Origin of the sequence: Noviherbaspirillum humi, assembly GCF_900188095.1 — a bacterium.
In the GTDB taxonomy this organism is placed as follows: domain Bacteria; phylum Pseudomonadota; class Gammaproteobacteria; order Burkholderiales; family Burkholderiaceae_D; genus Noviherbaspirillum; species Noviherbaspirillum humi.
Window position 1 is genome coordinate 20,837 of the sequence record NZ_FZOT01000014.1, and the last position, 22,681, is coordinate 43,517.

Below are 22,681 nucleotides of genomic sequence, written 5' to 3' on the forward strand. Positions count from 1 at the left end.
GCAATCACGCTCCATTAATCTGAATCTTCGGCCAACACGACCTGACATGCAGATTGCCGCCAAGCCCGCCATCAAGCTGCCCCGACTGAAGACCTTTCCGGAAAGCGAGCTGGAGAACCGGGTGCGCGGCGGCGATGCGGCAGTCGTCAGGGGCTGCGCAACTCACATCAGGAAATGGCTGAAGAAGCCCGATGCACGGACCCGGGCGCTGCTGGATTTGCGGATTTCCGGCCATCAGCGCTTGGTCCATGTCGTGGAGATGGTTCTTAATATTTTGAAAGATCTGCGGGATTACCTGGAGATGCATCAAAAGGAGAAAAAAAAACAGAACGACGCTGCTTTTGTCGAGAAGATGGTCAATGCAGCCGGTCGGGAAGGCTTGCTGTCTGAAATCGGGAAACTGCTGGCCAACCTCGGCATGACTCGTTCTGCTTTTCTCGTGCTGCATTCGATAGGATATTGCTGCAACCGCATCGGCGATGTGCTCAGCGCAGCGCTGGTGGCTATTCGATTGCATTCCAGCGGACTCGCTGCCATCCGCTATCTCATCCGGTTTCCCACCAAGGGTCCGGTTGAGCAAGTGCTGATCCTGTTGCGCGCCGTCCGGCTACTTGCTTTCATCGGTCACCTGCGGAGCGCGTTTGACCTGGCTCGCATCGTCATCGGGGCAACCAAGGGAAGCTTGAGAAAGAATGCCGTCGACGCCGTGGCCGCCATTCGCAAGCAGTACCTCGATCCGGTTGTCTCCAACGGAAGCAACCTCCAGTTCGTACACATCAGTTAATCAAGCTGACCTCAGGGAGAAGTCTATGACCTCGGCAATCGACGCGATCAGTCTGCTCAACGCGCCATCCCAAGCTGACAACGCGTACATGACGCAATTCGGCCATGTCGACCTTGAGCCCTTGCAGCATGTCTCGCCCGTGGATGCGGGCGGGATGCAAAACAACCACGTCCTGGCGATGGCTCAGGATCTGCTCACCAATGGTGTCGGCACCTTGAACCTGCCACAAGGCTTCGAGCTCTCCAGCCAGATGTCGATTGTGGACGTTGCAAAGTTACAGATGGAAGTGGTCAATTTCAGCTTCAAAACAAATACCGTTCAGTCATTACATACGGAATTCAAGACAGCACGTGACAAAATGATTAACGAGAAATAATCTTTGTGAGGCAGTTCCAATTCCTCAATCAAAGCGACTCGGCACCGCAATCAACGATGCGAACCTTTCTCGACCCGATAAGGCAATGCCTATCGTGGGTACTGCTCCTTGCTCTACTCTGCGGCTGCAGCAAGCAGCTCTACGAAGACCTGTCGGAGCAGGATGCGAATCAGATCGTCTCCGTATTGCGCATGGAAGGAATCGATTCCGACAAGGTGCAGCAGAAGGACAAGCGCTGGATCGTCAAGGTACCCGATTCGGAATTCGCCCGCGCCGTCGTGCTGATGAAGGAGAAGAACCTTCCCGCTTTCGGCTACGAAGGCCTGAGCAAGATGTTCAAGAAGGACAGTCTGCTCGTCACACCGCTCGAGGAAAGAGCCCGTCTGATGCTGGCGGTGTCCCAGGAACTGGAAAGGACGCTGCGCTACATCGACGGCGTGCTGGATGCGCGGGTTCATGTGGTCATCCCGGTGCCCAACCAGCTTTCCGACAAGCCCCAGCCTTCTTCCGCCTCGGTCTTCATCAAGGTACGCCACGGAGTCGATCTCCAACCGGAGCTGCCCAAAATCCGCGCCATCGTTCTGCACGGCGTTGAAGGCTTGCAGCCCGATGCGCTCAGCATTTCCTTATTCTCCGCGTCGCCAAGCGAGACCTCGAAAAATGCGGAAACACGGGAAGGAGGCCTCGCCTGGCAAATCCTTGCCGGCGCCTCCGTCGTGCTGTTCGTGCTGCTGGCGGTCTCCATGTTCTTCTGGCCGCGCCGCGATGGCCCCATCAAGTCCGGCGCGTGGCTGAAGAAGGATGCACATAACGGCTAGCGCGCGCCTAATCCCTGGTCCGATAAAGTGCTCAGCGCGATGAACCGTAAAAATGCCAAGCCTGCAACGGATCGGGAGAAAGCTTCAGAGGAAGCGGACGCATGAGGAACGCTGAGCAAGCGCTTGAGAGCTTCCGGGAGAAATGGTGCTTTCTTGAGGAAGTCGTGCCTGCCCGACTCCCAAAACCGATCCAGGCTTGTTCATCTGCAGCACTGCCATCGGGCAGAGCAGATCGTACGGCAGTCGCCCGTCTGGTCAGAGCTCACGGCATCCAGTATCCCGAGCGCATTCCTGCCACCTTATCCTGGTGGCAGTGGCCAATCCCGATCCTCGAAACCGTGGCGGCCAATCTTTGCCTGGCAAGCTCGAGTGTCTTGGCAAGAAAGGCGGTGACTCGTCACCAGGTAAGCGCCTTGTCGAAATGGATGGGACAGGACGAGTTCCGATTTTCTCAATCTCTGCCCCCCGACGTTTCATCGCTGGCAGCCCTGCTGGGCGAGGAGAATCCCTTGCAGTGGCGATGCAGCGAGGAAGCGCTGCGCTGGGCACGCGGCTGCATGATGTCTCGCCTGCATGACGAAGCGCCTGGTCTCGCAGTTCGCCTGGCATTAAGAGATGAATCGGAGGCGTGGTCCTGCGATGCCGTCTGGCCTTGGAACCGCGCATTCTCACCGTTGCTCGATGCCTGGGTCGGAAGCGAGGAAATTTCTCGCCGGGCCGGCGCGGGGCCCTTGTTCTCCGAATCAAAGCTGGACGTCCGGAAAAAGCTGGAGATGGCGGCATGAGGCGGCTCGCCTATTGGCTGGAAGGCGACCTGTTCAACGTCGCCTCGTCGCGAAACGTCATTTCCTCTGCGGAGCTGGACGGCGTGTCCAGCGCGGTGGATCTTTTCGAAAGAGCGGAGCATCGGGCACGGGATATCGTGGACTCGGCGCGGCTGACCTCGCGGCGGGCCGAGAAGAAGGGATATGCTGCTGGCTACGACGCAGCAATGCAGCAGTTCGCCCAGAAACGCCTTGAGTTGGAACTGCACTTTCGCCAGCAGCAAGCGGAAATGCAGCAACAGGTGGCCGGTTTCGTCGTGGACTGCCTCAAGAAAATGCTCGGCGAGATCGGGCCGGATCATGCATTGGCCGCGAGAGCGTTGGCCATCGTCCGCTCCCAGGTCAACGTTTCGCCCTTGCTGGTCCGGGTGCATCCCGCCAAGCTGGGCGAAGTACGCTCCGCCCTGGAGGGTGCATTTGGTGAACTGCAACTCAATCTGTCGCTCGAGGGCGATCCTCGCGTCGGACATGCTGATGTTTGGGTGCAGGCTGGGGAAACCATCATCCGCGGCGTGCTGGCGATCCAATTGCAGGAACTCTTCAACCTGTTGAAGGTGGAAGCCGAAGCAGACATGCCCGTCGAGCCCGATGCAGGGGAAAGGCCGACCGATGCGTGAATCCCTCGGCAGGCCGAGACCGTCCGGCGGCGATGCCGGACTTCAGCATCTCGACCGCGCAATCCAGGCTTTTACTCCCTACGCTGCCGGCGGCCGGGTCGTTGGCGCGGTCGGCACCTTGATACGCGGCGTAGGCGTCAATGCCTCGATCGGCCAGGTGTGCCTGGTACACCGCCCCGGCCTCGATCCGCTCATGACCGAAGTGGTCGGCTTCGCCGGCGGCGAAGCCCTGTTGGCGCCCATGGGCGGCATGCAGGGCGTGGCGCCGGACATGTACATCGAGGCCACCGGCGCTGTTCACCAGGTGGGCGTCGGCCCTCATCTGCTTGGACGGGCGGTGGACGCGCTCGGCATGCACTTCGTCGACGCGCAGGGCGGCCGCCTGGCGAGCGAAGAAACCCGGCCGGTGGTCGGTCCGCCGCCGCTGGCCTTGTCCCGCAAGCCCATCCGCAAGCCGCTGGAGACTGGGGTGCGGGCGATCGATGGCCTGCTGGCCTGCGGCGAAGGGCAGCGCATCGGCATCTTCGCGCCTGCCGGTTGCGGCAAGAGCACCCTGCTCGGCATGCTGGCATCCCACTCCTCCGCCGACATCAACGTGCTCGCCCTCATCGGCGAACGCGGCCGCGAGGTATCGGAATTCATCGAGCACAGCCTCGGACCGGAATCCATGCGCCGCTCCGTGGTGGTGGTGGCCACGTCGGACTGCTCCGCCATGGAACGCGTTCGGGCCGCGCAGGTGGCGACCAGCATCGCCGAGTACTTCCGCGACCAGGGCAAGGCGGTCCTGCTGATGATCGATTCGGTCACCCGCTATGCCCGCGCCCTGCGCGAGATCGGCTTGTCCGCCGGCGAGCCGCCGGCCCGGCGCGGTTTTCCGCCTTCCGTCTTCGCCAGCCTTCCCGCCCTGTTCGAGCGGGCGGGGCAGTCGAACAGCGGCTCGATCACTGCCTTCTACACCGTTCTCGAGGAAACCGATGACGGCATGGATCCGGTGTCGGAAGAAGTGCGATCCCTGCTCGACGGCCATATCGTGCTGTCGCGGAAGCTGGCGGAATCCGGGCATTTTCCGGCCATCGACGTGCTTGCCAGTGCGAGCCGGGTGATGCCGCAGGTGGTCACGCCGGAGCACATTCAAAGTGCGCTCAGGGTAAGGGAGTTATGGTCGGTTTATCGCGACCTGGAAATTCTGATCCAGGTCGGCGAGTACAAGCGCGGCGAGGATCCCCGCGCCGACACGGCGGTGGAAAGGCATCCCTTCATCCGCGATTTCCTCAGGCAGAGAACCAGCCAGACCGCCAGCTTCGATGCCACCCTGGCGCATCTGCAGGAGCTGGCCGCGTGATCGACCGTCTCCGCACCCTGGTCAAGCTGCGCATCATGCGCGAACAGCGGGCGCAGCGCCTGCTGGATACCCGTCTGGCAGCGCTGCGCGAATGCGAGGCAGAGCAGCGCCGCTGTGAAACGGAGCGGGAGCAGGTGGGCGAGTCGCTGGCTGCGCTGCGCCAGCACATCGCCGATCTCGGCGCGCGCAACATGCTCACCGCCCAGGATATCGCCGACTACAACCTGCGCCGCTTGCATGCCGACAATCTGCACATGTACTGGGAGGCGAAGACGATCGAAGCGGAGGGCGCCCGGCTCGATGCTCAGGATGCCTGGGATGAAGCCCGCATGGGCTATATGCGGGCGCGGCGCGAACGGGAGCGGGCGGAGCAGATGCTCAAGCGGCTCATGGATGAGCATGCGCGCCGGCAGGAAATCAATTTCGAGGAAGATGCCGCCGAAATCTGGCGCCCGCTGCTCAGGGGGCCGCAATGACGCTGGCACTGCCCACGATATCCGCGGACTGGGCGGCGCTGGCAAATTCCCTTTATGGACGGGCCGGGTTTCAGCTTGCCGACGACAGCGTGGTTTGCTGGCGTTCCTCGGAACGGACCTGGGCGCCGGCAATGTCGGCCGTCATTGGGACGCATGGCTGTGCCGGTGAGCTGGACCTTGACAGCACCGCTCCCCTTGGTCCGGAGCTGTGCGGTCCCCTGGCGCATATTCCCGCCGGCGATCTGGCCTTGGTCGCCGAAGCGCTTTGCGCAGCGTTGCTGGATCACCTGGAGCAGCTCGTCGGATCTGCGCTGGAAGTGAAAAGCGTGAAGTTGAACACCGCGGCGGAACCGCCGAGCGATAGCCAAGCCGCCTCGCATGCATTGGAGTTTGAATGGAAGCGCCCCGGCGCGATTCGCGGCATCAGGGGACGCCTGCGCGGCAAACCGGAATTTTGGAAATTCGCCCGCGCGCCGGAAAGGGCCGCGATGCCGGCCGCGCCTGCCTCGGCGATGAAGGCGCTGAAGCTTGGCTTTGCCGTTCGCCTCGGCTGTACCGAGCTGAGCCGAGACGATGCGGCGCGCATCGATACCGGCTGTTGGATACGCATCGCCAGCGGCGGTACGCCGGCCGTGCTGCGGTTGAATCTCGCCGGCCTCACCATGCGCCTGGGGTTCGGCGCGCTCTATGACCTGGAAAAGGGGGTAGCCATGATCGATGATGCGGACGGCACATCGGACGATTTCCTGACCGAAGAAGGCATGAATGAAGAGGATGTTCATGCCGACCCTGGCTTCGCCATGAACGCCGGACCGATGGCTTCGTTTGCCGATTCCTTTGGCGGCGGGGCCGATGGGGCCAGCCGGAAGGATGCGATGGCGCAGCGCCTCCAATCAGCGCCCTTGCGCATCAGTTTCGACTTGGGCTCCGTCACGTTCACGCTGGAGCAGCTATGTCAACTGCAAGCCGGCTATGTCTTCAATCTTGGCCGCCTGCTGGCGGAGCGTCCGGTCAGCCTGAAGATTGACGGGAAGGAGATCGGGCGCGGGTCGCTTCTGGCGATTGGCGATGCCATCGGTGTCTGCGTGGAGGTGCTGCACCATCAGGAGGATCGGCGCTAACCGCCGGATGCCATGAACCAAGCCCTGTTCGCCGATCCGATTTATGTTTTCCTGGTCATCGCCGGCGTCTCCCTGCTGCCGCTCATCGCGGTGATGGCGACTTCCTATACCAAGATCGTCGTCGTCATCTCGCTGCTGCGCAACGCCCTCGGCCTGCAAAACGTGCCGCCGCCGACCGTGACCAACGGCCTGGCGGTCGTGCTTTCGGTGTTCGTGATGTATCCCACCTTCATTGCCGCCTATGGCGATGTCGAGAAACTGCCGCCGAACGTGCTGGAGGACCGCCGCCCAGGGCAGCTGTTCACCATCGCCGGCACCATCAAGGAGCCGCTGCGCGCCTTCCTTGTCAAGAATTCAGGCGACCATGAGCGTCGCTTCTTCAGCGAAACCGCCCGCCGCATGATGCCGGAAAAGGCGAGGCAAAGCCTGCGCACGGACGATCTGGTGCTGCTGGTGCCGGCTTTTGCGCTGACGGAGCTGACCGAAGCCTTCGAGGTCGGCTTCCTGCTGTTCCTGCCCTTCGTCGTGATCGACATGGTTGTCGCCACGGTGCTCATGGCCATGGGCATGCAGATGATGTCGCCGACCACGCTGTCGCTGCCATTCAAGGTGTTGCTCTTTGTCATACTGAACGGCTGGGAGCGCTTGTTCTCCGCCTTGCTCTACTCATACTGAACGTCGGAACCGGCACGCCCATGACTCCCGACAGCGTCATCTCCATCACCCAGCAAACTTTGCTGATCGTTTTGTGGACGGTTGCGCCGGTGGTCTTGACTGTCGCCACGATCGGACTTATCTGGGCACTTTTCCAGGCGGTTACCCAGTTGCAGGACAACAGCTCTTCCTTTGCCATCAAGCTGGTGGTCGCCATCGTCGTCATGGGCGTGGGCGCGAGCTGGATGGGCGGCCAGATCGAACGCTTCGGCGATAAAGTGTTCACGCAAATGCAAGCCGTGCGGCGCTGAGCGGTGCCATGACGCTCTCCAGCTTTCCCGTCGAAGCGGTTCAGGTCATGCTGGCGCTGCCGCGCCTTGGCATGGCACTGTTTCTCTTGCCGTTCATGGGCGGGCAGATGTTCCCGCCCCTGGCGCGCGTCGCCATTTCCATTCCCTTTGCCTATTTCGCCTCCCAGCTCTGGGCACCGCTCAATCCTGGGGAGGTCGAGGCGTCGCTCTTGTGGCTCGTGGCAAAGGAAGCCGTGCTCGGTCTCCTGCTCGGTATCGTCTGGGCGTTGCCGTTCTATGCCCTGGAAATCACCGGCCATCTCGTGGACTTCCAGTCCGGCCTGACCTTCACCCAGATCACCGATCCCTTCAACGGCAACTCCGTCGGCATCAGCGCTTCCTTCCTGATGAAGTTCTTTTCCATGCTCTTCATCGCCGCGGGCGGTTTGTTGCTGTTTCTGGATACGCTCTTTCTGTCGTACCGCGCCTGGCCGATCACCGAGATCCTGCCGCACGGCTTCACGTTCTCGGTCTTTCGCACGCTGCTTTTCGAGACGCACGCCATCTTCACGCTGGCGCTGCTTTTTGCCGCGCCGGTGGTCTTGATACTGCTTCTCGTCGAACTGGCCGTAGCCGTCATCGGACACAGCTTTCCACGCTTCCCGGTCAGCGATGTCGTGCTGCCGATCAAGAATGCGCTGGTCTGGTGGATCTTGCTGGCGGTGATCGGCTTTGTCGCCGAGCGTAGCCTGATCCTGCTTCCTCACCTGGCGGACATCACCCGCCAGATACTGCGCTAAGCGCCGTCAAAGGAGCAGTATGGCAGGCGAAGAGAAAACCGAGAAACCCACGCCGCAGCGGCTGAAGAAGGCGAGGGAAGAAGGGCAGGTCGCCCGCAGCCCGGAAGTCACCAAGGCCATCGTCTTCGCCGCTGTCGCGCTTTTGCTTCTCTTCGCCTTCCGCGCCGCCGTCGAGCAGGCCTTTGCCCTGCTCGCCTGGATTTTCACCCTGGCGGAGCAGCCGGTATCAATTTCACTGATCATCAAGGCGTTCTGGGTTTCATTGTCTGTCGCCGCGGTGATCATCGCGCCGATCCTCATCCTCACCACGTTCGCCTCGCTCGCCGGCGATGCCGCCCAAGTCGGGCTGCATCCGTCGTGGAAGGCGGCGTCGCCAAAGCCGGAAAAAATCAACCCCATCAACGGCTTCAAGCAGATCTTTTCCGGGAAGATGCTTTCCACCTTCGTCGTCAACTTAGTGAAGACGTTTCTGGTCGGCATGATCCTGTATTCGGTGCTGTCGCGCTATGCCCAGGAACTGCTCGCCGTGCCGCGCGCCGACATGGGTTCGGCGCTCGACATCTCGCTCGACATCTTCGCCAGCACCATGCTGTGGAGCGTCATCCTCCTGATCGTCGTCTCCATCGCCGACTACGTCATCCAGCACCGCGCCTGGATGAAGCAGGTGATGATGACCAAGACGGAGGTCAAGCGGGAGAACAAGGAAAACTACGGCGATCCCAAGATCAAGAAGGCGCGCAAGGAACTCACCGAGGTAGACACCGATTCCGAACGCATGTTCAAGAACCTCAGCTTCTGCCAGATGCTGCTGGCCGACGGCGGACGGGTCCTCGGCCTCTACTACAACCCCAGCTTCAACCCCGACCCGCTGGTGCTCGTCATGGCTACCGGCAGCACGGCGGAACGGGTGGTCACCGCCGCCGAGAACAGCGGCATGCGGGTGACGCGCGATTCCGGCCTCATGCGAGAGCTCTGGCCGGTGTGCCGCATCGAGCAGGCGGTCGGGCCGTCGCATCGGGATTTTGTGGTGGATCTGCTCAACAAGACCTGACTTCTCTGATCGGCGACAGGCCGAAATTTCGAGAATTTGTTGGCATCGAAAGTGCTAGACAAAAAGGCAATCATCAGAGGCTTTGGTGAAGTAAATGAGCGTTAAATCAACGAGCGCATTAGAAATATCTTTGCTGGCTTGAATGCTAAAGACGGTAAGTGATGAATCGGAAACGCAGATGAGGATTTACTATGGGTAACCCAATTACTAGCCAATCGACAAAACCCACAGTCCCAAATCAAGGAGCATTTGGAACTCCGCAAAGCGGCACTTTTCCTCAGCTACCCGACTTTGGAAATAAAAAGCCAGATGAAGGTCAAGGGACAAATCCTTTCATTAACCCCAGTTCAGGCACCTTCAACATTTATGGCGCTGATTCCTCGAGCAAGGCGGCCACAACAAGGATCGCGAAAGAGCAAGCTGCGCAAGAGGACACGGAAGCACCATCAAATGATGCTGTATCGCCTGTAGTGTCTCAATCGCAGCGGGATCCGTTTTCAGAGCTAAAACGACAAGCTAGCTCGGTAGGGCTATATAAGATTCTTCGGGACTACAGTGATAAAACAGTAGATGAGCTCAATCAGCAAGATCCGAGTGGCATGCTAAAGACTGCTGCAGATCTTTATGCAACTATTAAGCAAGCTGCAAAGAACGTTGCGCTGGAGGTGCCAGAGTGGGTAAAGAGCCATGAAGACATGGTGCGGTTTATCAGAGAAAATATAACGAAACTTTGCAGCAAAAATCAGGATGGCACGTTTGTGAATGCCGGCCCCTTCCAAGCACTCGCTGAAATCTGTGGATCGATTGGTCTGAACTTGGGTATTGCACGTGATCGATGGCGTGAAGTTTTTGGCGTTGAGTTGAAACAGCAGGACCCGAAATTGGCTTCAGTGCGGGAGCTTTTCCCGAAAGGCGATGGGTCAAAGCTAAACAACTTAAGTTTTAAGCCAACGCAAAGCAATTTGAATACAGATGCTGAATCGACATCGGAGATTGATGGCGGAAGGGATGGTATATCTTCTGGAACACCCAATGCATCTCAACAATCGAATTCCTCGCAACAAAGTACAGAGAGTCAGCCAACACAAGAACAACTGACAAAAGAGCAGCGGATAAAGAAAGATAGTGAAGAAATCCAGGGGCTCCTAGATGAAACTCATTATTAAGCTTAAATTGAAAACATTGAATTCTCAGCAAGCCTGCATACAGTAAGTTCATGAAAAGGAGTTGACAATGCCTAACGATATGTCTGTATCTTCGCTAAACCCGCCTTCTTCAACATCTAAATCGGCGCAATCAGGGCCTACCTTGCCAGCAAGCGCACTGAAGCAAAGCGCCCCAACCGAAATCAGTGGCGATTGGGCCGGCGGGAAAAAATTTTCCGTACCAAAAGCTAGTTCTTCAAACAGCTCTTCCCAAAGTAATGGGGGATTTTTAAACAATATCTCTAAGGACGTCGATACGGCAGTCGATCTTTTGCAGAAACTTAAATTGGTGAGGCGTGGCGATGGTTCACTGCATGTTGCAAATAATCTGCTGACAGAGGCAACCAAAGAAAAAATTATTGGGGCGGGTTCAACAATCGACAGTCTGAACAAGCAACTTTTAGATTATCAGGATAAGGCGAATAAAGGAACGCTCACTGCGGAAGAAAAAACTAAAGCACAATTATTTGCGATCAGGGTAAAAGACATCATAACAATGCTGAATCTTGTGATGTCATCGCTGTCCGCTACCGCGACATTAGGTCGAGGAGTTGGTTAATTTCATCATCAAGATTGCAGCGTTTAAGAGATTTCAGCAAGGTTGATAAAAACGGTTAGATGGTTCTGTTAAAGGAGTAAACATGGGCTACGAAATTTACAGTAGAGGTGATGTGGTTCTTCCCACTTCTGGATCCTCTCTAGATGTTCCTACGCTTGGAGCGACTGAACAGTCAGAAAACTCTATTCCGTCACCTGATTATGGATGGTTGAATCAAATAACTCCTGGTCAGAAGCCAGCTGCAGTTAAAGAAAAAAAACACGGCTTTTTAGGAGGATTGTTTTCCGCAGTTAAAGGAGGATTGTTTTCCGCAGGTAAAGCAGTTAAAAATCTCTTCGCAAAAGTTAATCAATTTGCCGATCCAATTTTGAAGATTGGTGCAAAGTTCAATCCAATTCTTGCTTTGGTTGACCAGGCGCGAAATACCCTAAAAAGCAACTTCAGTAAATTCTTCTCGTGATTGGCCAATTTTTGTGGCGCATATGAGAAATATATGGGGGCACGGGCCTTCGCTTATCTGGCGCCTTGAAGCGAGTGCAAGGTCGATGTACGTCAAAAAGCAAATTGATGTTCTATCGGCTCGTTTTTATGAGGTCTCCCTTGCATTCCGGATTAGACTAGGCTCATTGAAATCTTTTTCTCCATCGTGAAAAATCTGTGGCGCGTATTTTGCACAGTAGACACTCTCATTAGACCGACAAGCTGCTGCCCGGACTCGGCCTCCGAAACGCCAAATCGATGAGAGATCAGTTCAATAATGGGTCTTTCAGAAGTTGGGTACAGCATCAAGGGGGCTGGAAGGATTGCTGCAGTAATTGCAAACATCAGCTTGAGCATGCCAGCATTTATTGTGCGCACTTGAAGAACCAAGAACTTTGGCTTCATAAAGAGCTTGGACCCGAAAGAGCGAGCGCTCGATGGTAGGACGGTATCTCAAACTTACCGACTTTCGACATGAAAGTTGATACGGTGGCAGAAACGTTGGCCGAGATGTTCTTGGCAAATTCGACGTCGACCTTATCGAAACCCCCATTGTGTCGGCCGACTAAAGGTAGAAGAATTCAGGTCAGTTAACTGGCCAGCAAAGGACGTAGTGCACCTTCCTTAGCGCGCTGCCGCTGTATCAGCTTGAAGAAGTGATGACCGCGATCGCGCCCTCAATAGTTCAATATTTCTATTCAACGTATTGCAGATACTAGCGCTTGTCCGGTGTTCGCCAATGCTTTTGGAGGATTGACTAACATCATCGGTGACAGCGTTACTTGATTCTTGTCTAGGACTCCGGCTGTTTCAGAAAATCTTCTTCAACATGTAACGACCAATCGATCGAGCAAAGCACAAGCTCCATCAGACATGTAACGATCTCTCGAACTTTACTGCAAAATAAAACCCCCGTTTAAGGTGGCAAGCTAAGCGACATTGCGCCTCAATTTTTTGGCACGCAACTTGCAAGCCTCCAACAGACCGAATCCCGGATAAAGTAACTTCCCTTCACGAAAAGGCGAAGCGGCTAAATCCAGCCCTCGGACAAAGACTATAAATAAACAGGGACCCCTGCTGGCGAACAACGACAGCGGTTTCCATAGTCGATTCAAGAGATAAGAGAGACATCATGCCGCCATTGAGCTATATCTCCGAAGGCGCGGAAAGGCGTACACTCCTCGCGCCTCATTCTTCGCTATCAGTCAGGCAAGCGGTGAAGCCGCCTTTCGCCTTGTCGAGCATTCCCATTTCCTTTCAACTGCCCAAGCTTCCGCCGCTGCTGGAAAGTCTTGGCAAAGCGGTGACGCCAGCCGCCGTGGCGATCGGCGAGACGCATGGATATAACGTGGCGATACCGCTATTACATTCGGGCGGAAACTTCGCGCTCATTTCCACGGACAACGCCAGGGTTGCCTACTTCGGAAGCAAGGCGGTAACCGATATTCCCCGCGTATTTGGCGGTTGGGGGGTGGGTGTTGTCGGAACAGCGTGGAACGGGAATAACCAGGCCGGCATCGGATTAAGCCGCAAGTTCGGTGATGTGTTTGTATTTTTGAATTTTCGTCAGGATGCTATAGGTGTCAAGCAGTTGTTGTCCCCGCAGCAGATGATGGATCGCATACAAAAAGGCAATTTCATGGGGTTGAAGATAACCTTTGGAGTCTGCTTCTCCGCGCCAGATGCCGTGATAGACGCCGCACTTAACCTCATTCCGAATTTTGGCAAAGTTATCGCCGGGGCGCGTAGGGCGATGGCCGCCAAGCCATGGGTTGGCCTGGCGTGGTCGGTCGCGTCTTTGAATTACAAGAACGGCAAGCTAGAAAGCATCAAGGTCGGCCATCTCACCATTCCGATGGATAACCCGACAAAAGCGCTGGAGCAGGCTGCCAACTGCCCACCCGTGAAGCCGCCCCCCCGCGTCAGATTCCCGGCGAGGCCGAATCGCGGCGATGCGGCCGTGGCCTCGGTCAATGATTCGAAGGCCATGCTCAGCGGCGAGAGCCCTTGGCGGGTGGGATACCTGGCGATTCGCCGAGATGGAAAAGATATCCGGGTCCGAAACGGCACGATCGACGTGCTGAACCACGGCAATCGCGCAACGGCGGTGACTGAGCCGTTCTATGAGCTTGGCGTCGCTTATCGCGTCATTGAGCCGGGTTACCAGATCAAAAACAACGCAGACGCTGGCCGGATCGCGGAGGGGATATTACGCAAGGCGCAGATTGCCATCCAAGGCGCAAAGAACGATGTCGAGAGGCAGTTCTTCCAACGGGCCTATCTCATGACTTTGGCCCGCCTGATGAATACCTACGACTTGAATTTCGGTTCCCAGTTACTCGGGCAGGCTTACCGACGCATCAAGGCGGTGAATCAAGCCGGCAACCCAGCGAATATGGGGCAGGGCCGTACTGACAATTGGGAGGTAAGCGACCTTATCGGGATGCGGGCCGAGTTGGGCTTGACTCCGCTCCTGCTGCCAGGAGACAGGCCGCCTGCGGACTACAAGGCGATTCGCCATATCTTCAGTGGCGGTACGCGTTATCCAGGGGATATGCCCGGCAAGGTACCGCCAGCCTGCGCGCCGAAGCCGCCGGCGAGGAAGTAAGCCGGCCGATATCACTTGTTTCTCGTTGACTGAGGAGTCGCTATGGGGTTTTCAATCCAGCCTGCGTTAGCCAAGCACCATGTTTCGAAGTCGAACGGCCCAGCGGTTTCATGCCCTACGCCGAATACCCGCCCGGCGCGGGACTCGACGATGCTTCAGACCGGCCTCAATTACGGAAATATCGACGTCGCACGAGGCAATATTGAAATCATGTGGTCGCAGTTGAGAGGGTCTGCTTGGCAAGTCCCGCATGCCGTCATCGACAATCCGAAAGGCCCGGGAAAATCTCATGGCGACTTGCTGCTCGATGCGCTGATGGGAGTCATCATGACGGCGCGACGCTACGGTTTTCTGGGCCACTGCATGAAAATCACCTCAAATAGCGACGCGAACCGGCTCGTAGGTCTATTGCTGATGCTAGCGGAAACCAACAAGCATTTGGCGCTTCCAATCTACGCGCAATTGGCTAACCAGCTTGGGCTGTCCTTCGGGCATCCATTCTTGGAGAGCTTGACCTCGAATTTAAAGAACCCAAATGTTCAGTCCGTCATTCTTCCTGATGGGACATCGGTACCCAAAGCGCGCTTCAATCAATTCAGGAAGGACCGTGTCCGCATTGATGACACCAGAATAGACGCGAATTACTTCAACTCGTACATGAATCTATACCAATACGGCGGTGCTGCAAGGTAGGTGTGTCACCGGAACGACGAGCGCGTTTTCGCCCAGATACATTGACCGGCCTGCCCCTGCCGGTTCTTCAGCGTTGGCAGCAGCCAAACATGGCTTGCCGCACCGCTTTTTCTCAATCAGGCAGCGCATTGTTCTTTTCCCACCAAGTCTCTCGCTCGCTCCGTTCGTGGATGCTGACCGCTTGCCTTTGCTACTTTCCTCGCCGTCGATCGACCACGCTCAGTCGCGAAAACTGAAGCGAAGCCGCTTCGCTCAACTGCGTATCTCCCGCGCTGCGCTTCAGTCTTCAGGAATTAGGCCATATTGACGACCGAGACCGGGCGGGCTAATTTCGTCCCATCGAAAGACTTGTCGCTGGCCTGATATCGTGGTGCTTTCGCCACGCAGCCAATGTTGTCGCGCCAGTCGGCTGGAAAGATTGCATCGGTCGGCGAAAGCGCTTGAAAAGTTGTCGCTTTTCCGCAATGATCGGCCGGGACAGCAGTGAGGCCGTCGGAATGGTGGCGTCTGACTACACTCATCCATTCAGCCTTAACCGTGGTGATGACGGATAACCCAACCCTGACGAACCGGTATCGTCGTCTCGACCGCCGAGCCGCCGGGGTTCTGCGTGCCGCACCTGGCAGAAGATGGGCTCGAAAGATCCGCTTGCTGCTGATGCTGCCCGTGAAGTCATGCAGCGGTTTGCGACTGGCGACAGCAGTCGCAACCTCCACCAGGCGCCTTCTGCAAACCGAACGTCATCCACACCGATACTTAACACCACAGCAATCAGGGCCCCGCTTTGACGACCGACTCCCAGCATCCCGCCTCAGGCGACCTGACCGGCTTCACCTCCGAGGCACACCGACTGCTGCAAGGCAGCGCCGAAGACTTTTTCGAGGAATCGCCCTGCGGCTATCTGACCACGTCGCTCGATGGCCGCATCGCCCGCGCGAACGGTACCTTGAGTGAATGGACCGGATTCACCCGCGAGGAGCTGATTGGCGGCTTGCGGCTTCAGGATTTGATGAGCGCCGGCGGCCGGATCTTTTACGATACCCATTACGCGCCGCTCTTGCACTTGCAAGGCTTCATCAACGGGATTGCGCTCGACCTGCGAGGCCGGGATGGCAAGCCGCTGCCGGTCCTGCTCAATGCCCGCCTGAAGCGGGATGCGGCCGGCGTGCCGCAGCTGATCTATGTTTCCATCTTCAGCGCCCGCGATCGCCGCGACTACGAGCGGCAACTGCTGCAGGCAAAGAAGCAGGCGGAACTGGATGCGGCGACGCTGGAGCAGCGGGTGGCGGAACGTACCCGTGAGTTGGCCGCCGCCAAGGATTTGGCGGAAGCTGCCACCCGCGCCAAGACCGAATTCCTCGCCAACATGAGCCACGAGATCCGCACGCCGCTCAACGGCATCCTCGGCATGGCTTACCTGGCGCTCGGAACCGAACTCACGGCCCAGCAACGTGGATATATCGCCATGATCCAGCAGGCGGGCAAGCATCTGCTTCGCATCGTGAATGACGTGCTCGATTACTCGAAGATGGAAGCAGGGCGGCTGGAGATCGAGGCGATCAAGGTGGACCTCGCGGCGATTCTGCAGGATTGCCTGTCGTTGTATGGTCCGCTGGCGCAGCAGAAGGGCATCGGTTTCGCGATCTCTCCATTGCCCGGCATTCCCCCGGACCTGATCGGCGATCCGCTGCGGATCAAGCAGATCCTCGGGAATCTGCTCGACAACGCAGTGAAGTTCACGGAATCGGGCCACATCCGATTGGCCATCGAGAAGGTGGCGCCGGAAGGCGAGGGCTGGCGGCTGCACTGCAGCGTCAGCGATACCGGCATCGGCATGAGCGCGGCCGAGGCCGCGGAGCTGTTTCAGCCTTTCCAGCAGGCCGATACCTCGACCACTCGGCGCTTCGGCGGCACCGGCCTCGGTCTCGCAATATGCAAGCAACTGGCGGAGGCGATGGATGGCACGATCGGGGTCGAGAGCCAGTCAGGCACGGGAAGCCGGTTCCATTTCAACATCAGGCTGAACCAGCCGGTGCAGGCCAGCCAGGGGCAAAGCCCGTTGGCCGCCCCAGCCATCCCTCAGGAAGACAACCCACTGCCGCAAGCCGGCGCGCCGCCCCGCTTCCGCGCCGCGACGGTCCTGCTGGTGGAAGACAATGCCTTCAACCAGGAGTTGGCGATGGAATTGCTGGCGCGCGCCGATCTCGGCGTGGTCGTCGCCAACAATGGTGAGGAAGCACTGCAAATCATGCAGACCAGGGCGATCGACTGCATTCTGATGGATGTGCAGATGCCGGTCATGGATGGACTGGAGGCGACCCGCCGCATCCGATCCGGGGAAAGGTGGCACAACCTGCCGATCATTGCGATGACGGCCAATGCGTCTGCCATGGACAGGGAAAATTGCCTTGCGGCGGGCATGGACGGTTTCCTCTCGAAGCCGATCGATCCGGACCAGCTGTACCGGACGCTTGCCCACTGGCTGCTCGGGGAAGAGGAAAGCGGCGATTCGAACGTTTCGGCGCCAGCCGCAGCGCCCAAGGAGCCGCCGTTAATCGATCTCGACGTCCTCGCGCAAATGGTGGGATCGGATCCGGAAAAGCTGGCCAAGTTCGCATTCATGTTCATCGACACCGCGACCGCTTCCATTGCAGAAATCGAAGCGGTGTTCCGGCAGCAGGACCTTGCCAGGCTGAAGGCGCTCGGGCATCGCCTCAAGTCGTCGGCCAACGCAGTAGGCGCGAGCGCTTTCGCTCGCCTGTGCCTGGCGCTGGAAAAGGAATGCGCCAGCCTTGTCCAGGCCGAACAGGTAATCCTCCAGATGCGGCCGATGCTGGAACGCATTGCCGTCCAGATTCGCGCCGCTACGACCAGCAAGCATTCCTGAGACGTGTTGGTTGGGTCATGGCGCTTCGCCGGGCGGCGGGCGAAGCGCCGGAGTTGGCTTGGCTCCCTTGCTCGTTCACGCGATCAGCCATGAACATGGGACGCCGGAAGGCGGCATTTACACCATAATCCGGCTACCTGTCTTGGCTGGTGCATCCAGCGAGACGACTTTCCTAGACCCGACCCGAGCCGACATGAACGACGACAAAACCAGCAAGGCCATTCCGCTCGCAGCGCTTCAGGTTTTGCTGGTGGACGATGACAGCTTCATGCTCGAGCTGGTCCGCGACATGCTCCTTGACCTCGGTGTCAAGCAGATAGCGACCGCCCTCGACGGCAAGCGCGGCATTGCTGCCTTCGAAAGCGGGAAAAAGCGGCCGGATCTCGTCATCTGTGATCTCAACATGCCGGACAAGGACGGCTTCCAGTTCATGGAAATGCTTGCCGACCGCCGCTATGTCGGCAATGTCGTGCTCATGTCCGGCATGGGCGAACGCGTCATCAACTCGGCGCAGCTGATGGCGCGCTTCCATCGGCTCAACATCCTGGGTTCCCTGGCCAAGCCGATTTCCCGCGACGCTGGAATCTTTGCTTGCGAAAGCCGTCGCCGCTTGATTCTGTTCGGCGCCGGCGGTAACGGCGCCATGACTGCCTTTGCCGATCGCAGCGCGCCCTGAACAAGTGCGCGCTGCGAGCGCATGCGCCGCGCTTGCCTGGAGTCGCAATGCCTTTTGTCATTCCACCATAAGTCTGGGATAAACAAATCGGCAAGTCTTGAGGATACTACGTCGGTAAATGTAATCCTGCGATGTACGGGCCTGCGCGTGCCATGCACCGGGACCAAGCGAAATCTCTCCGGATGAAACGGCGAAAGCGATGGCTTCAAGCGATATCGAACAGGCAGGGCAAGGCACGCCGGCACGGTCGTCGATGCCATGGGGGCGTCTCATTGCGGCGGCGATCGCAACGCTGTTTGCGGCCCTGCCCTTGCTGAAGCAGATGGAAGGGCTTCAGTACGCGAGCGTTCTGGGCGTGGCGCTGGCTTGCGTCTGGCTGGCTTGGCAGCGTTCGGCGCCGGTACCGATGCCGATCGTCCCGCCCGACGGGAAGGATCAATTCGCCGCGTTGGTAGCCGAGGTCATGCCGGTGTGGCGGCGTCATCTCGGCCTGGTTCAGCAGCAGTCGGAAAAAGCCGTCAACGATCTGGTGGCAAGCTTTTCCGCCCTGGTGCAGCAATTCGAGCAGGCGGGCTTCACGAGCGCTGAAGGCGTCGGCCACCAGGCGGAGAAGCGGCGCGTGACGATAGACCTGCTGACCCTGTGCGAGCGTGAACTGGGTCCGGTGATCTTCTGCTTGGAGAAAATCGTGGAGAGCAAGGTGGAGCTGATGCGTCATGTGCACAGCCTGTCCGAAGCGACCACGGAAATGACGGTGCTCGCGGATGACGTCAGCCAGATCGCGGCCCAGACCAATCTGCTGGCCATCAATGCGTCGATCGAAGCCGCTCGTGCCGGAGAAGCCGGCCGGGGCTTCGCCGTCATCGCCAGCGAGGTGAGGAAACTGTCTCTGCTCTCTGCGGACATAGGCAGGCGCATCAACGGCCGCATGCGGCAGGTATCGGAAACCATGGCGCTCACGCTCGACTCAGCCAACCGCGCCAACGAGAGCGATCGCGAAGCCATCACCTCGTCCGGCCATGTGATGGAAGATGTGCTCGGGCATGTGCGGGTGCTGGGCGATTCGGCGGAGCAGATGCGGCAACACGGAAGCATCATCCGCGGCGAGGTGGAAAAGCTGCTCGTGGCATTGCAGTTCCAGGATCGGATACGCCAGATACTCGAAATGCTGGAGCGGGACGTGGCTCGCATGGGCGATGCGGCGTCTCTGGGTTCGGCGCCGACGGCCGAAGACTGGCTTCAGGAGCTCAGCACCGGCTACACCATGGCGGACGAGCACGACAGCCATGCTGATGGCGCGGGCGGACAGGATGCAGGTGGCGAGGTCACGTTCTTCTAGCCTCCTGCCTGGCACCGGAAGTGGCATGGCGTGGTGAAGGGATCGGCGCGTTACGGCTTGCCGCGGTCTTGTGCCGGCGGGAAGACCGCGGCAGCCGGCGCAGAACAAGGATGACAGGAGGGTCGCATGGCAAAGCTGGTCATGGTGGTGGATGACTCCACCTCGGTACGGGAGGTGGTCGGCATCGCGTTGCGCGGAGCCGGCTACCAGGTGGTCGAGGGCAGGGATGGAAAGGACGCCTTGAGCAAGCTGAACGGTCAGAAGGTTCATCTCATCATCAGCGACGTCAACATGCCGAACATGGACGGCATCAGCTTCGTGAAGGCAGTCAAGGAAATGCAAGCCTATCGCTTCACGCCGGTGATCATGCTGACCACCGAATCGGCTGACGAGAAGAAGCGGCAGGGCCAGCTCGCCGGCGCCAAGGCCTGGGTGGTCAAGCCGTTCAAGCCGGAAGTGCTGCTTGCCGCCGTCCAGAAACTGATCCTGCCGTGAGACTTGTATCAGCATGACCGATAAGAACGAGACCCTTGATGAGTCTGCCGCCTTGACGCTGGGCGGGGAATTGACGATCTACCGCGCAGCCGAGGTACGGGAAATCCTGTTGGACGCGCTCGTGCCTCGCGCCAGCGTGCCGATCCGCCTCGAGATCGATCTGTCGACGGTGGAAGAAATCGACGGCGCCGGCGTGCAGCTGCTGCTCGCCGCGCACAAGACCGCGCGGCAGCAGGGCACGCGCCTGAATCTCATCAAGCACAGCCCGGCGGTGATCGAGGTCTTCGAACTCTTCGATCTCGCCGGCTATTTCGGCGACCCGGTGCTGATACCGGCGGAACGCTAACGGCGGAGCCACGAGGACACGCGATGGACATGGAACAAGCGCTGCAGACGTTTCTCCTCGAAAGCCGCGAGCTGCTGGAGGAGATGGAGAACGGGCTGCTGGAAGCGGATGCCGGCCCGCTCTCGGCCGACGTCATCAACGCCATTTTCCGGGCGGCGCATACCATCAAGGGTTCCTCCGGCCTGTTCGGGCTTGACCATATCGTCTCCTTTACCCATGTGATGGAAAGCGTGCTGGATCAGGTCAGGGACGGCGTGATGGCGATCGATGCGGAACTCATGTCCCTGTTGCTGGCATGCCGGGACCATATTTGCCTGTTGCTGGACGACGTCGAAGCCGGCGCGATGGCGCCCGATCCGGAGCGGCAGAAGCAAGGCCAGCCACTGTTGGCGCGGCTGGCGGCATTCGTGGCGTCCCGGCCGGCGGATGGCCCGCTCGCCACGCCGGTGGCGCTGCGGGAGGCGGAAGCCGAACCGGTGGAGCGCATCGACGGCGCCCGCGCCGGCGGCGACCACTGGCATATCTCGGTGCGCTTCGGCAGCGAGGTGCTGCGCCATGGCATGGACCCGATGTCGTTCATCCGTTACCTTGGCACGCTCGGCCGGATCGTCAGCATCGCCACTCTGCATGAGCGGCTGGCGTCGCTGCAGGAAATGGATCCGGAAAGCTGCTACCTCGGTTTCGAGATCGCCTTCGCGAGCGCCGCCGACAAGCCGACGATCGAAGGCGTGTTCGATTTCGTGCGGGACGACTGCCATCTGCGCATCATCCCGCCGCATAGCCAGGTCACGGAATATCTGCGCTTGATTGCGGAGTATCCGGATGAAAACGTCCGCCTCGGCGAGATGCTGGCCAAGGTCGGCACCATCACCGAGCGCGAACTGGAGGAGGCGCTGGCGAGCCAGGCCGCCGCATCGCCAGCCCAGCCCCTGGGGTCCATTCTCGTCAATCAGGGCGCGGCGGCGGCGCCGGTGGTGGAAGCAGCGCTGGCGCGCCAGAGCCGCACGCGCGAGGCGCGCAGCCTGGAAAACAGCTCGGTGCGGGTGGACGCCGGCAAGCTGGATCATTTGATCAATCTGGTCGGCGAACTCATCATCAGCGTCGCCAGCGCCAACCTGATCGCCCGCCGCGCCGGCAATGCCGAACTCCAGGAGTGCGGATCGGTGCTATCCCATCTCGTGGAGGAGGTGCGCAACAGCGCGCTTCAGCTGCGCATGGTGAAGATAGGCGCCACCTTCAACCGCTTCCAGCGGGTGGTGCATGACGTGGCGCGAGAGCTGGGAAAGGATATCGAGCTGGTCATCGAAGGCGAGGAGACCGAGCTCGACAAGACGGTGGTGGAAAAGATCACCGATCCCCTGACCCATCTGGTACGCAATGCGATCGACCACGGCATCGAGCCGGCCGAGGCGCGCAGCGGGAGCGGCAAGCCGGCGCGGGGCCGCATCGGCCTGAATGCCTTCCATGATTCCGGCACCATCGTGATCGAGGTCAGCGACGACGGCGGCGGCCTGAAGCGGGATCGCATCCTCGCCAAGGCGATCGAGCGCGGCCTGGTGGAGCCGGGGCGCAGCATGGCCGACGAGGAGATCTTCGCCCTGATCTTCGAACCCGGTTTTTCCACCGCGGACCAGGTGACCAACCTCTCCGGGCGGGGCGTGGGCATGGACGTGGTCAAGCGCAATATCAATGCGCTGCGAGGCAGCGTGGAGGTGCGCAGCGAGGTAGGCCGCGGCACCACGGTGACGGTGCGGCTGCCGCTGACGCTGGCCATCATCAATGGCTTCCAGGTCGGCATCGGCCGTTCGGTGTTCGTGGTGCCGCTCGACATGGTGGAAGAGTGCATCGAATTCAGCGCGGAGCCCGGACACGACTACAGCAATCTGCGAGGCGAGGTGCTGCCGCTCATCTGCCTGCGCACCTTGTTCGACATGGAGCGGCACTCCCTTGCCCGGCGCAGCGTGGTGGTGGTGCGTTATGCCGGCCAGCGCGCGGGCCTGGTGGTGGACAGCCTGCTCGGCGAATCCCAGACCGTGATCAAGCCGCTCGGCAAGATGTTCCAGGGCATGGCTTGCATCAGCGGCGCCAGCATCCTGGGCAGCGGTGAAGTCGCGCTGATACTCGACGTGCCGGCGCTGCTCCAGGCGGCGCAGCCGAGCGCCGTCCGGCCGCGCCAGGACATCGAATCCGCCCTGCCGGCGCCTGCCTGAGGCGTCCGTCCTCGCCATTCGCCAATTAAT

Annotated in this window: 24 protein-coding genes; 23 read left to right on the forward strand and 1 reads right to left on the reverse strand. The window is 59.3% G+C overall.

Going from position 1 to position 22,681, the window contains the following annotated elements:
• Nucleotides 1-46 precede the first annotated feature (46 nt).
• The 17 genes from CHB88_RS17550 (at nucleotide 47) to CHB88_RS17620 (ending at nucleotide 14,698) form a co-directional block, all read left to right on the forward strand.
• Nucleotides 47-784, forward strand: coding sequence for a hypothetical protein (locus tag CHB88_RS17550; protein WP_089400647.1), 738 nt, complete (start codon nucleotides 47-49; stop codon nucleotides 782-784).
• A gap of 25 nt (nucleotides 785-809) precedes the next feature.
• Nucleotides 810-1,160, forward strand: coding sequence for a hypothetical protein (locus CHB88_RS17555; protein ID WP_089400648.1), 351 nt, complete (start codon nucleotides 810-812; stop codon nucleotides 1,158-1,160).
• A gap of 56 nt (nucleotides 1,161-1,216) precedes the next feature.
• Nucleotides 1,217-1,978 (forward strand): type III secretion system inner membrane ring lipoprotein SctJ, encoded by a 762-nt coding sequence (gene sctJ, locus CHB88_RS17560; RefSeq protein WP_089400649.1) that lies wholly within the window; start codon nucleotides 1,217-1,219, stop codon nucleotides 1,976-1,978.
• Between the two features lie 101 nt (nucleotides 1,979-2,079).
• Entirely contained in the window at nucleotides 2,080-2,763 is a 684-nt protein-coding gene (locus CHB88_RS17565; RefSeq protein WP_089400650.1) for a hypothetical protein, read from the forward strand.
• A complete protein-coding gene (locus CHB88_RS17570; RefSeq protein WP_089400651.1) occupies nucleotides 2,760-3,419 on the forward strand; it encodes an HrpE/YscL family type III secretion apparatus protein in 660 nt (219 codons plus the stop codon). The genes CHB88_RS17565 and CHB88_RS17570 overlap by 4 nt, the downstream gene beginning before the upstream one ends.
• Nucleotides 3,412-4,761, forward strand: coding sequence for a FliI/YscN family ATPase (locus tag CHB88_RS17575; RefSeq protein ID WP_217900190.1), 1,350 nt, complete (start codon nucleotides 3,412-3,414; stop codon nucleotides 4,759-4,761). The genes CHB88_RS17570 and CHB88_RS17575 overlap by 8 nt, the downstream gene beginning before the upstream one ends.
• The gene (locus CHB88_RS17580; protein ID WP_089400653.1) at nucleotides 4,758-5,237 is read left to right on the forward strand and encodes a hypothetical protein; all 480 of its coding nucleotides are present in this window, start codon (nucleotides 4,758-4,760) and stop codon (nucleotides 5,235-5,237) included. The genes CHB88_RS17575 and CHB88_RS17580 overlap by 4 nt, the downstream gene beginning before the upstream one ends.
• Nucleotides 5,234-6,358, forward strand: a complete 1,125-nt coding sequence (locus CHB88_RS17585) for a FliM/FliN family flagellar motor switch protein (RefSeq protein WP_089400654.1) — start codon at nucleotides 5,234-5,236, stop codon at nucleotides 6,356-6,358. Before CHB88_RS17580 ends, CHB88_RS17585 begins: the two co-directional genes overlap by 4 nt.
• A 12-nt stretch (nucleotides 6,359-6,370) precedes the next feature.
• Nucleotides 6,371-7,033 (forward strand): type III secretion system export apparatus subunit SctR, encoded by a 663-nt coding sequence (sctR, locus tag CHB88_RS17590; RefSeq protein ID WP_089400655.1) that lies wholly within the window; start codon nucleotides 6,371-6,373, stop codon nucleotides 7,031-7,033.
• Between the two features lie 20 nt (nucleotides 7,034-7,053).
• Complete coding sequence (locus tag CHB88_RS17595; protein ID WP_089400656.1) at nucleotides 7,054-7,323, forward strand: EscS/YscS/HrcS family type III secretion system export apparatus protein; 270 nt, start codon at nucleotides 7,054-7,056, stop codon at nucleotides 7,321-7,323.
• An 8-nt stretch (nucleotides 7,324-7,331) separates the two neighbouring features.
• A complete protein-coding gene (locus CHB88_RS17600; RefSeq protein ID WP_089400657.1) occupies nucleotides 7,332-8,102 on the forward strand; it encodes an EscT/YscT/HrcT family type III secretion system export apparatus protein in 771 nt (256 codons plus the stop codon).
• Nucleotides 8,103-8,121: 19 nt separating this feature from the next.
• Nucleotides 8,122-9,153 (forward strand): EscU/YscU/HrcU family type III secretion system export apparatus switch protein, encoded by a 1,032-nt coding sequence (locus CHB88_RS17605; protein WP_089400658.1) that lies wholly within the window; start codon nucleotides 8,122-8,124, stop codon nucleotides 9,151-9,153.
• Nucleotides 9,154-9,344: 191 nt separating this feature from the next.
• Entirely contained in the window at nucleotides 9,345-10,319 is a 975-nt protein-coding gene (locus tag CHB88_RS24670; RefSeq protein ID WP_143131336.1) for a hypothetical protein, read from the forward strand.
• A gap of 67 nt (nucleotides 10,320-10,386) precedes the next feature.
• Nucleotides 10,387-10,917 (forward strand): hypothetical protein, encoded by a 531-nt coding sequence (locus tag CHB88_RS24675; protein WP_143131337.1) that lies wholly within the window; start codon nucleotides 10,387-10,389, stop codon nucleotides 10,915-10,917.
• Between the two features lie 82 nt (nucleotides 10,918-10,999).
• Complete coding sequence (locus CHB88_RS24680) at nucleotides 11,000-11,377, forward strand: hypothetical protein (protein WP_143131338.1); 378 nt, start codon at nucleotides 11,000-11,002, stop codon at nucleotides 11,375-11,377.
• A 1,152-nt stretch (nucleotides 11,378-12,529) separates the two neighbouring features.
• Nucleotides 12,530-14,005 carry a hypothetical protein gene (locus CHB88_RS17615; RefSeq protein ID WP_143131339.1) on the forward strand — a complete coding sequence of 492 codons (1,476 nt, stop codon included), beginning with the start codon at nucleotides 12,530-12,532 and terminating at the stop codon, nucleotides 14,003-14,005.
• 42 nt (nucleotides 14,006-14,047) lie between these two features.
• On the forward strand, nucleotides 14,048-14,698 hold the full coding sequence (locus tag CHB88_RS17620) for a hypothetical protein (protein ID WP_089400661.1): 651 nt from the start codon (nucleotides 14,048-14,050) through the stop codon (nucleotides 14,696-14,698).
• Between the two features lie 293 nt (nucleotides 14,699-14,991).
• Here CHB88_RS17620 and CHB88_RS24685 read toward each other — a convergent pair whose 3' ends face one another.
• Nucleotides 14,992-15,219, reverse strand: coding sequence for a hypothetical protein (locus CHB88_RS24685; RefSeq protein WP_143131340.1), 228 nt, complete (start codon nucleotides 15,217-15,219; stop codon nucleotides 14,992-14,994).
• Nucleotides 15,220-15,482: 263 nt separating this feature from the next.
• On the opposite strand from CHB88_RS24685, the gene CHB88_RS17625 reads away from it, so the two are divergent.
• The 6 genes from CHB88_RS17625 to CHB88_RS17650 all read left to right on the forward strand — a co-directional run bounded on the left by CHB88_RS17625 (nucleotide 15,483) and on the right by CHB88_RS17650 (nucleotide 22,651).
• The gene (locus CHB88_RS17625) at nucleotides 15,483-17,585 is read left to right on the forward strand and encodes a response regulator (protein WP_089400662.1); all 2,103 of its coding nucleotides are present in this window, start codon (nucleotides 15,483-15,485) and stop codon (nucleotides 17,583-17,585) included.
• Nucleotides 17,586-17,643: 58 nt separating this feature from the next.
• Nucleotides 17,644-18,261 carry a response regulator gene (locus tag CHB88_RS17630; RefSeq protein WP_143131341.1) on the forward strand — a complete coding sequence of 206 codons (618 nt, stop codon included), beginning with the start codon at nucleotides 17,644-17,646 and terminating at the stop codon, nucleotides 18,259-18,261.
• Between the two features lie 199 nt (nucleotides 18,262-18,460).
• Nucleotides 18,461-19,600: a methyl-accepting chemotaxis protein gene (locus CHB88_RS25405; RefSeq protein ID WP_089400664.1), complete on the forward strand. Its 1,140-nt coding sequence runs from the start codon at nucleotides 18,461-18,463 to the stop codon at nucleotides 19,598-19,600.
• Between the two features lie 126 nt (nucleotides 19,601-19,726).
• Nucleotides 19,727-20,095, forward strand: coding sequence for a response regulator (locus CHB88_RS17640; RefSeq protein WP_089400665.1), 369 nt, complete (start codon nucleotides 19,727-19,729; stop codon nucleotides 20,093-20,095).
• 13 nt (nucleotides 20,096-20,108) lie between these two features.
• Entirely contained in the window at nucleotides 20,109-20,441 is a 333-nt protein-coding gene (locus tag CHB88_RS17645; protein ID WP_089400666.1) for an STAS domain-containing protein, read from the forward strand.
• A gap of 23 nt (nucleotides 20,442-20,464) precedes the next feature.
• Nucleotides 20,465-22,651, forward strand: a complete 2,187-nt coding sequence (locus CHB88_RS17650; RefSeq protein WP_089400667.1) for a chemotaxis protein CheA — start codon at nucleotides 20,465-20,467, stop codon at nucleotides 22,649-22,651.
• Nucleotides 22,652-22,681 lie beyond the last annotated feature (30 nt).

Bases quoted from the DNA above. Each gene is read 5' to 3' on its own strand.
- CHB88_RS17575 (WP_217900190.1), top strand. From the start codon at position 3,412: ATGCGTGAATCCCTCGGCAGGCCGAGACCGTCCGGCGGCGATGCCGGA.
- CHB88_RS17645 (WP_089400666.1), top strand. From the start codon at position 20,109: ATGACCGATAAGAACGAGACCCTTGATGAGTCTGCCGCCTTGACGCTG.
- CHB88_RS24675 (WP_143131337.1), top strand. From the start codon at position 10,387: ATGCCTAACGATATGTCTGTATCTTCGCTAAACCCGCCTTCTTCAACA.
- CHB88_RS17615 (WP_143131339.1), top strand. From the start codon at position 12,530: ATGCCGCCATTGAGCTATATCTCCGAAGGCGCGGAAAGGCGTACACTC.
- CHB88_RS17550 (WP_089400647.1), top strand. From the start codon at position 47: ATGCAGATTGCCGCCAAGCCCGCCATCAAGCTGCCCCGACTGAAGACC.
- CHB88_RS17600 (WP_089400657.1), top strand. From the start codon at position 7,332: ATGACGCTCTCCAGCTTTCCCGTCGAAGCGGTTCAGGTCATGCTGGCG.
- CHB88_RS24680 (WP_143131338.1), top strand. From the start codon at position 11,000: ATGGGCTACGAAATTTACAGTAGAGGTGATGTGGTTCTTCCCACTTCT.
- CHB88_RS17585 (WP_089400654.1), top strand. From the start codon at position 5,234: ATGACGCTGGCACTGCCCACGATATCCGCGGACTGGGCGGCGCTGGCA.
- CHB88_RS17650 (WP_089400667.1), top strand. From the start codon at position 20,465: ATGGACATGGAACAAGCGCTGCAGACGTTTCTCCTCGAAAGCCGCGAG.
- CHB88_RS17570 (WP_089400651.1), top strand. From the start codon at position 2,760: ATGAGGCGGCTCGCCTATTGGCTGGAAGGCGACCTGTTCAACGTCGCC.
- CHB88_RS17605 (WP_089400658.1), top strand. From the start codon at position 8,122: ATGGCAGGCGAAGAGAAAACCGAGAAACCCACGCCGCAGCGGCTGAAG.
- CHB88_RS17595 (WP_089400656.1), top strand. From the start codon at position 7,054: ATGACTCCCGACAGCGTCATCTCCATCACCCAGCAAACTTTGCTGATC.
- CHB88_RS25405 (WP_089400664.1), top strand. From the start codon at position 18,461: ATGGCTTCAAGCGATATCGAACAGGCAGGGCAAGGCACGCCGGCACGG.
- CHB88_RS17565 (WP_089400650.1), top strand. From the start codon at position 2,080: ATGAGGAACGCTGAGCAAGCGCTTGAGAGCTTCCGGGAGAAATGGTGC.
- sctJ (WP_089400649.1), top strand. From the start codon at position 1,217: ATGCGAACCTTTCTCGACCCGATAAGGCAATGCCTATCGTGGGTACTG.
- sctR (WP_089400655.1), top strand. From the start codon at position 6,371: ATGAACCAAGCCCTGTTCGCCGATCCGATTTATGTTTTCCTGGTCATC.
- CHB88_RS24685 (WP_143131340.1), bottom strand. From the start codon at position 15,219: ATGAGTGTAGTCAGACGCCACCATTCCGACGGCCTCACTGCTGTCCCG.
- CHB88_RS17620 (WP_089400661.1), top strand. From the start codon at position 14,048: ATGGGGTTTTCAATCCAGCCTGCGTTAGCCAAGCACCATGTTTCGAAG.
- CHB88_RS17640 (WP_089400665.1), top strand. From the start codon at position 19,727: ATGGCAAAGCTGGTCATGGTGGTGGATGACTCCACCTCGGTACGGGAG.
- CHB88_RS24670 (WP_143131336.1), top strand. From the start codon at position 9,345: ATGGGTAACCCAATTACTAGCCAATCGACAAAACCCACAGTCCCAAAT.
- CHB88_RS17555 (WP_089400648.1), top strand. From the start codon at position 810: ATGACCTCGGCAATCGACGCGATCAGTCTGCTCAACGCGCCATCCCAA.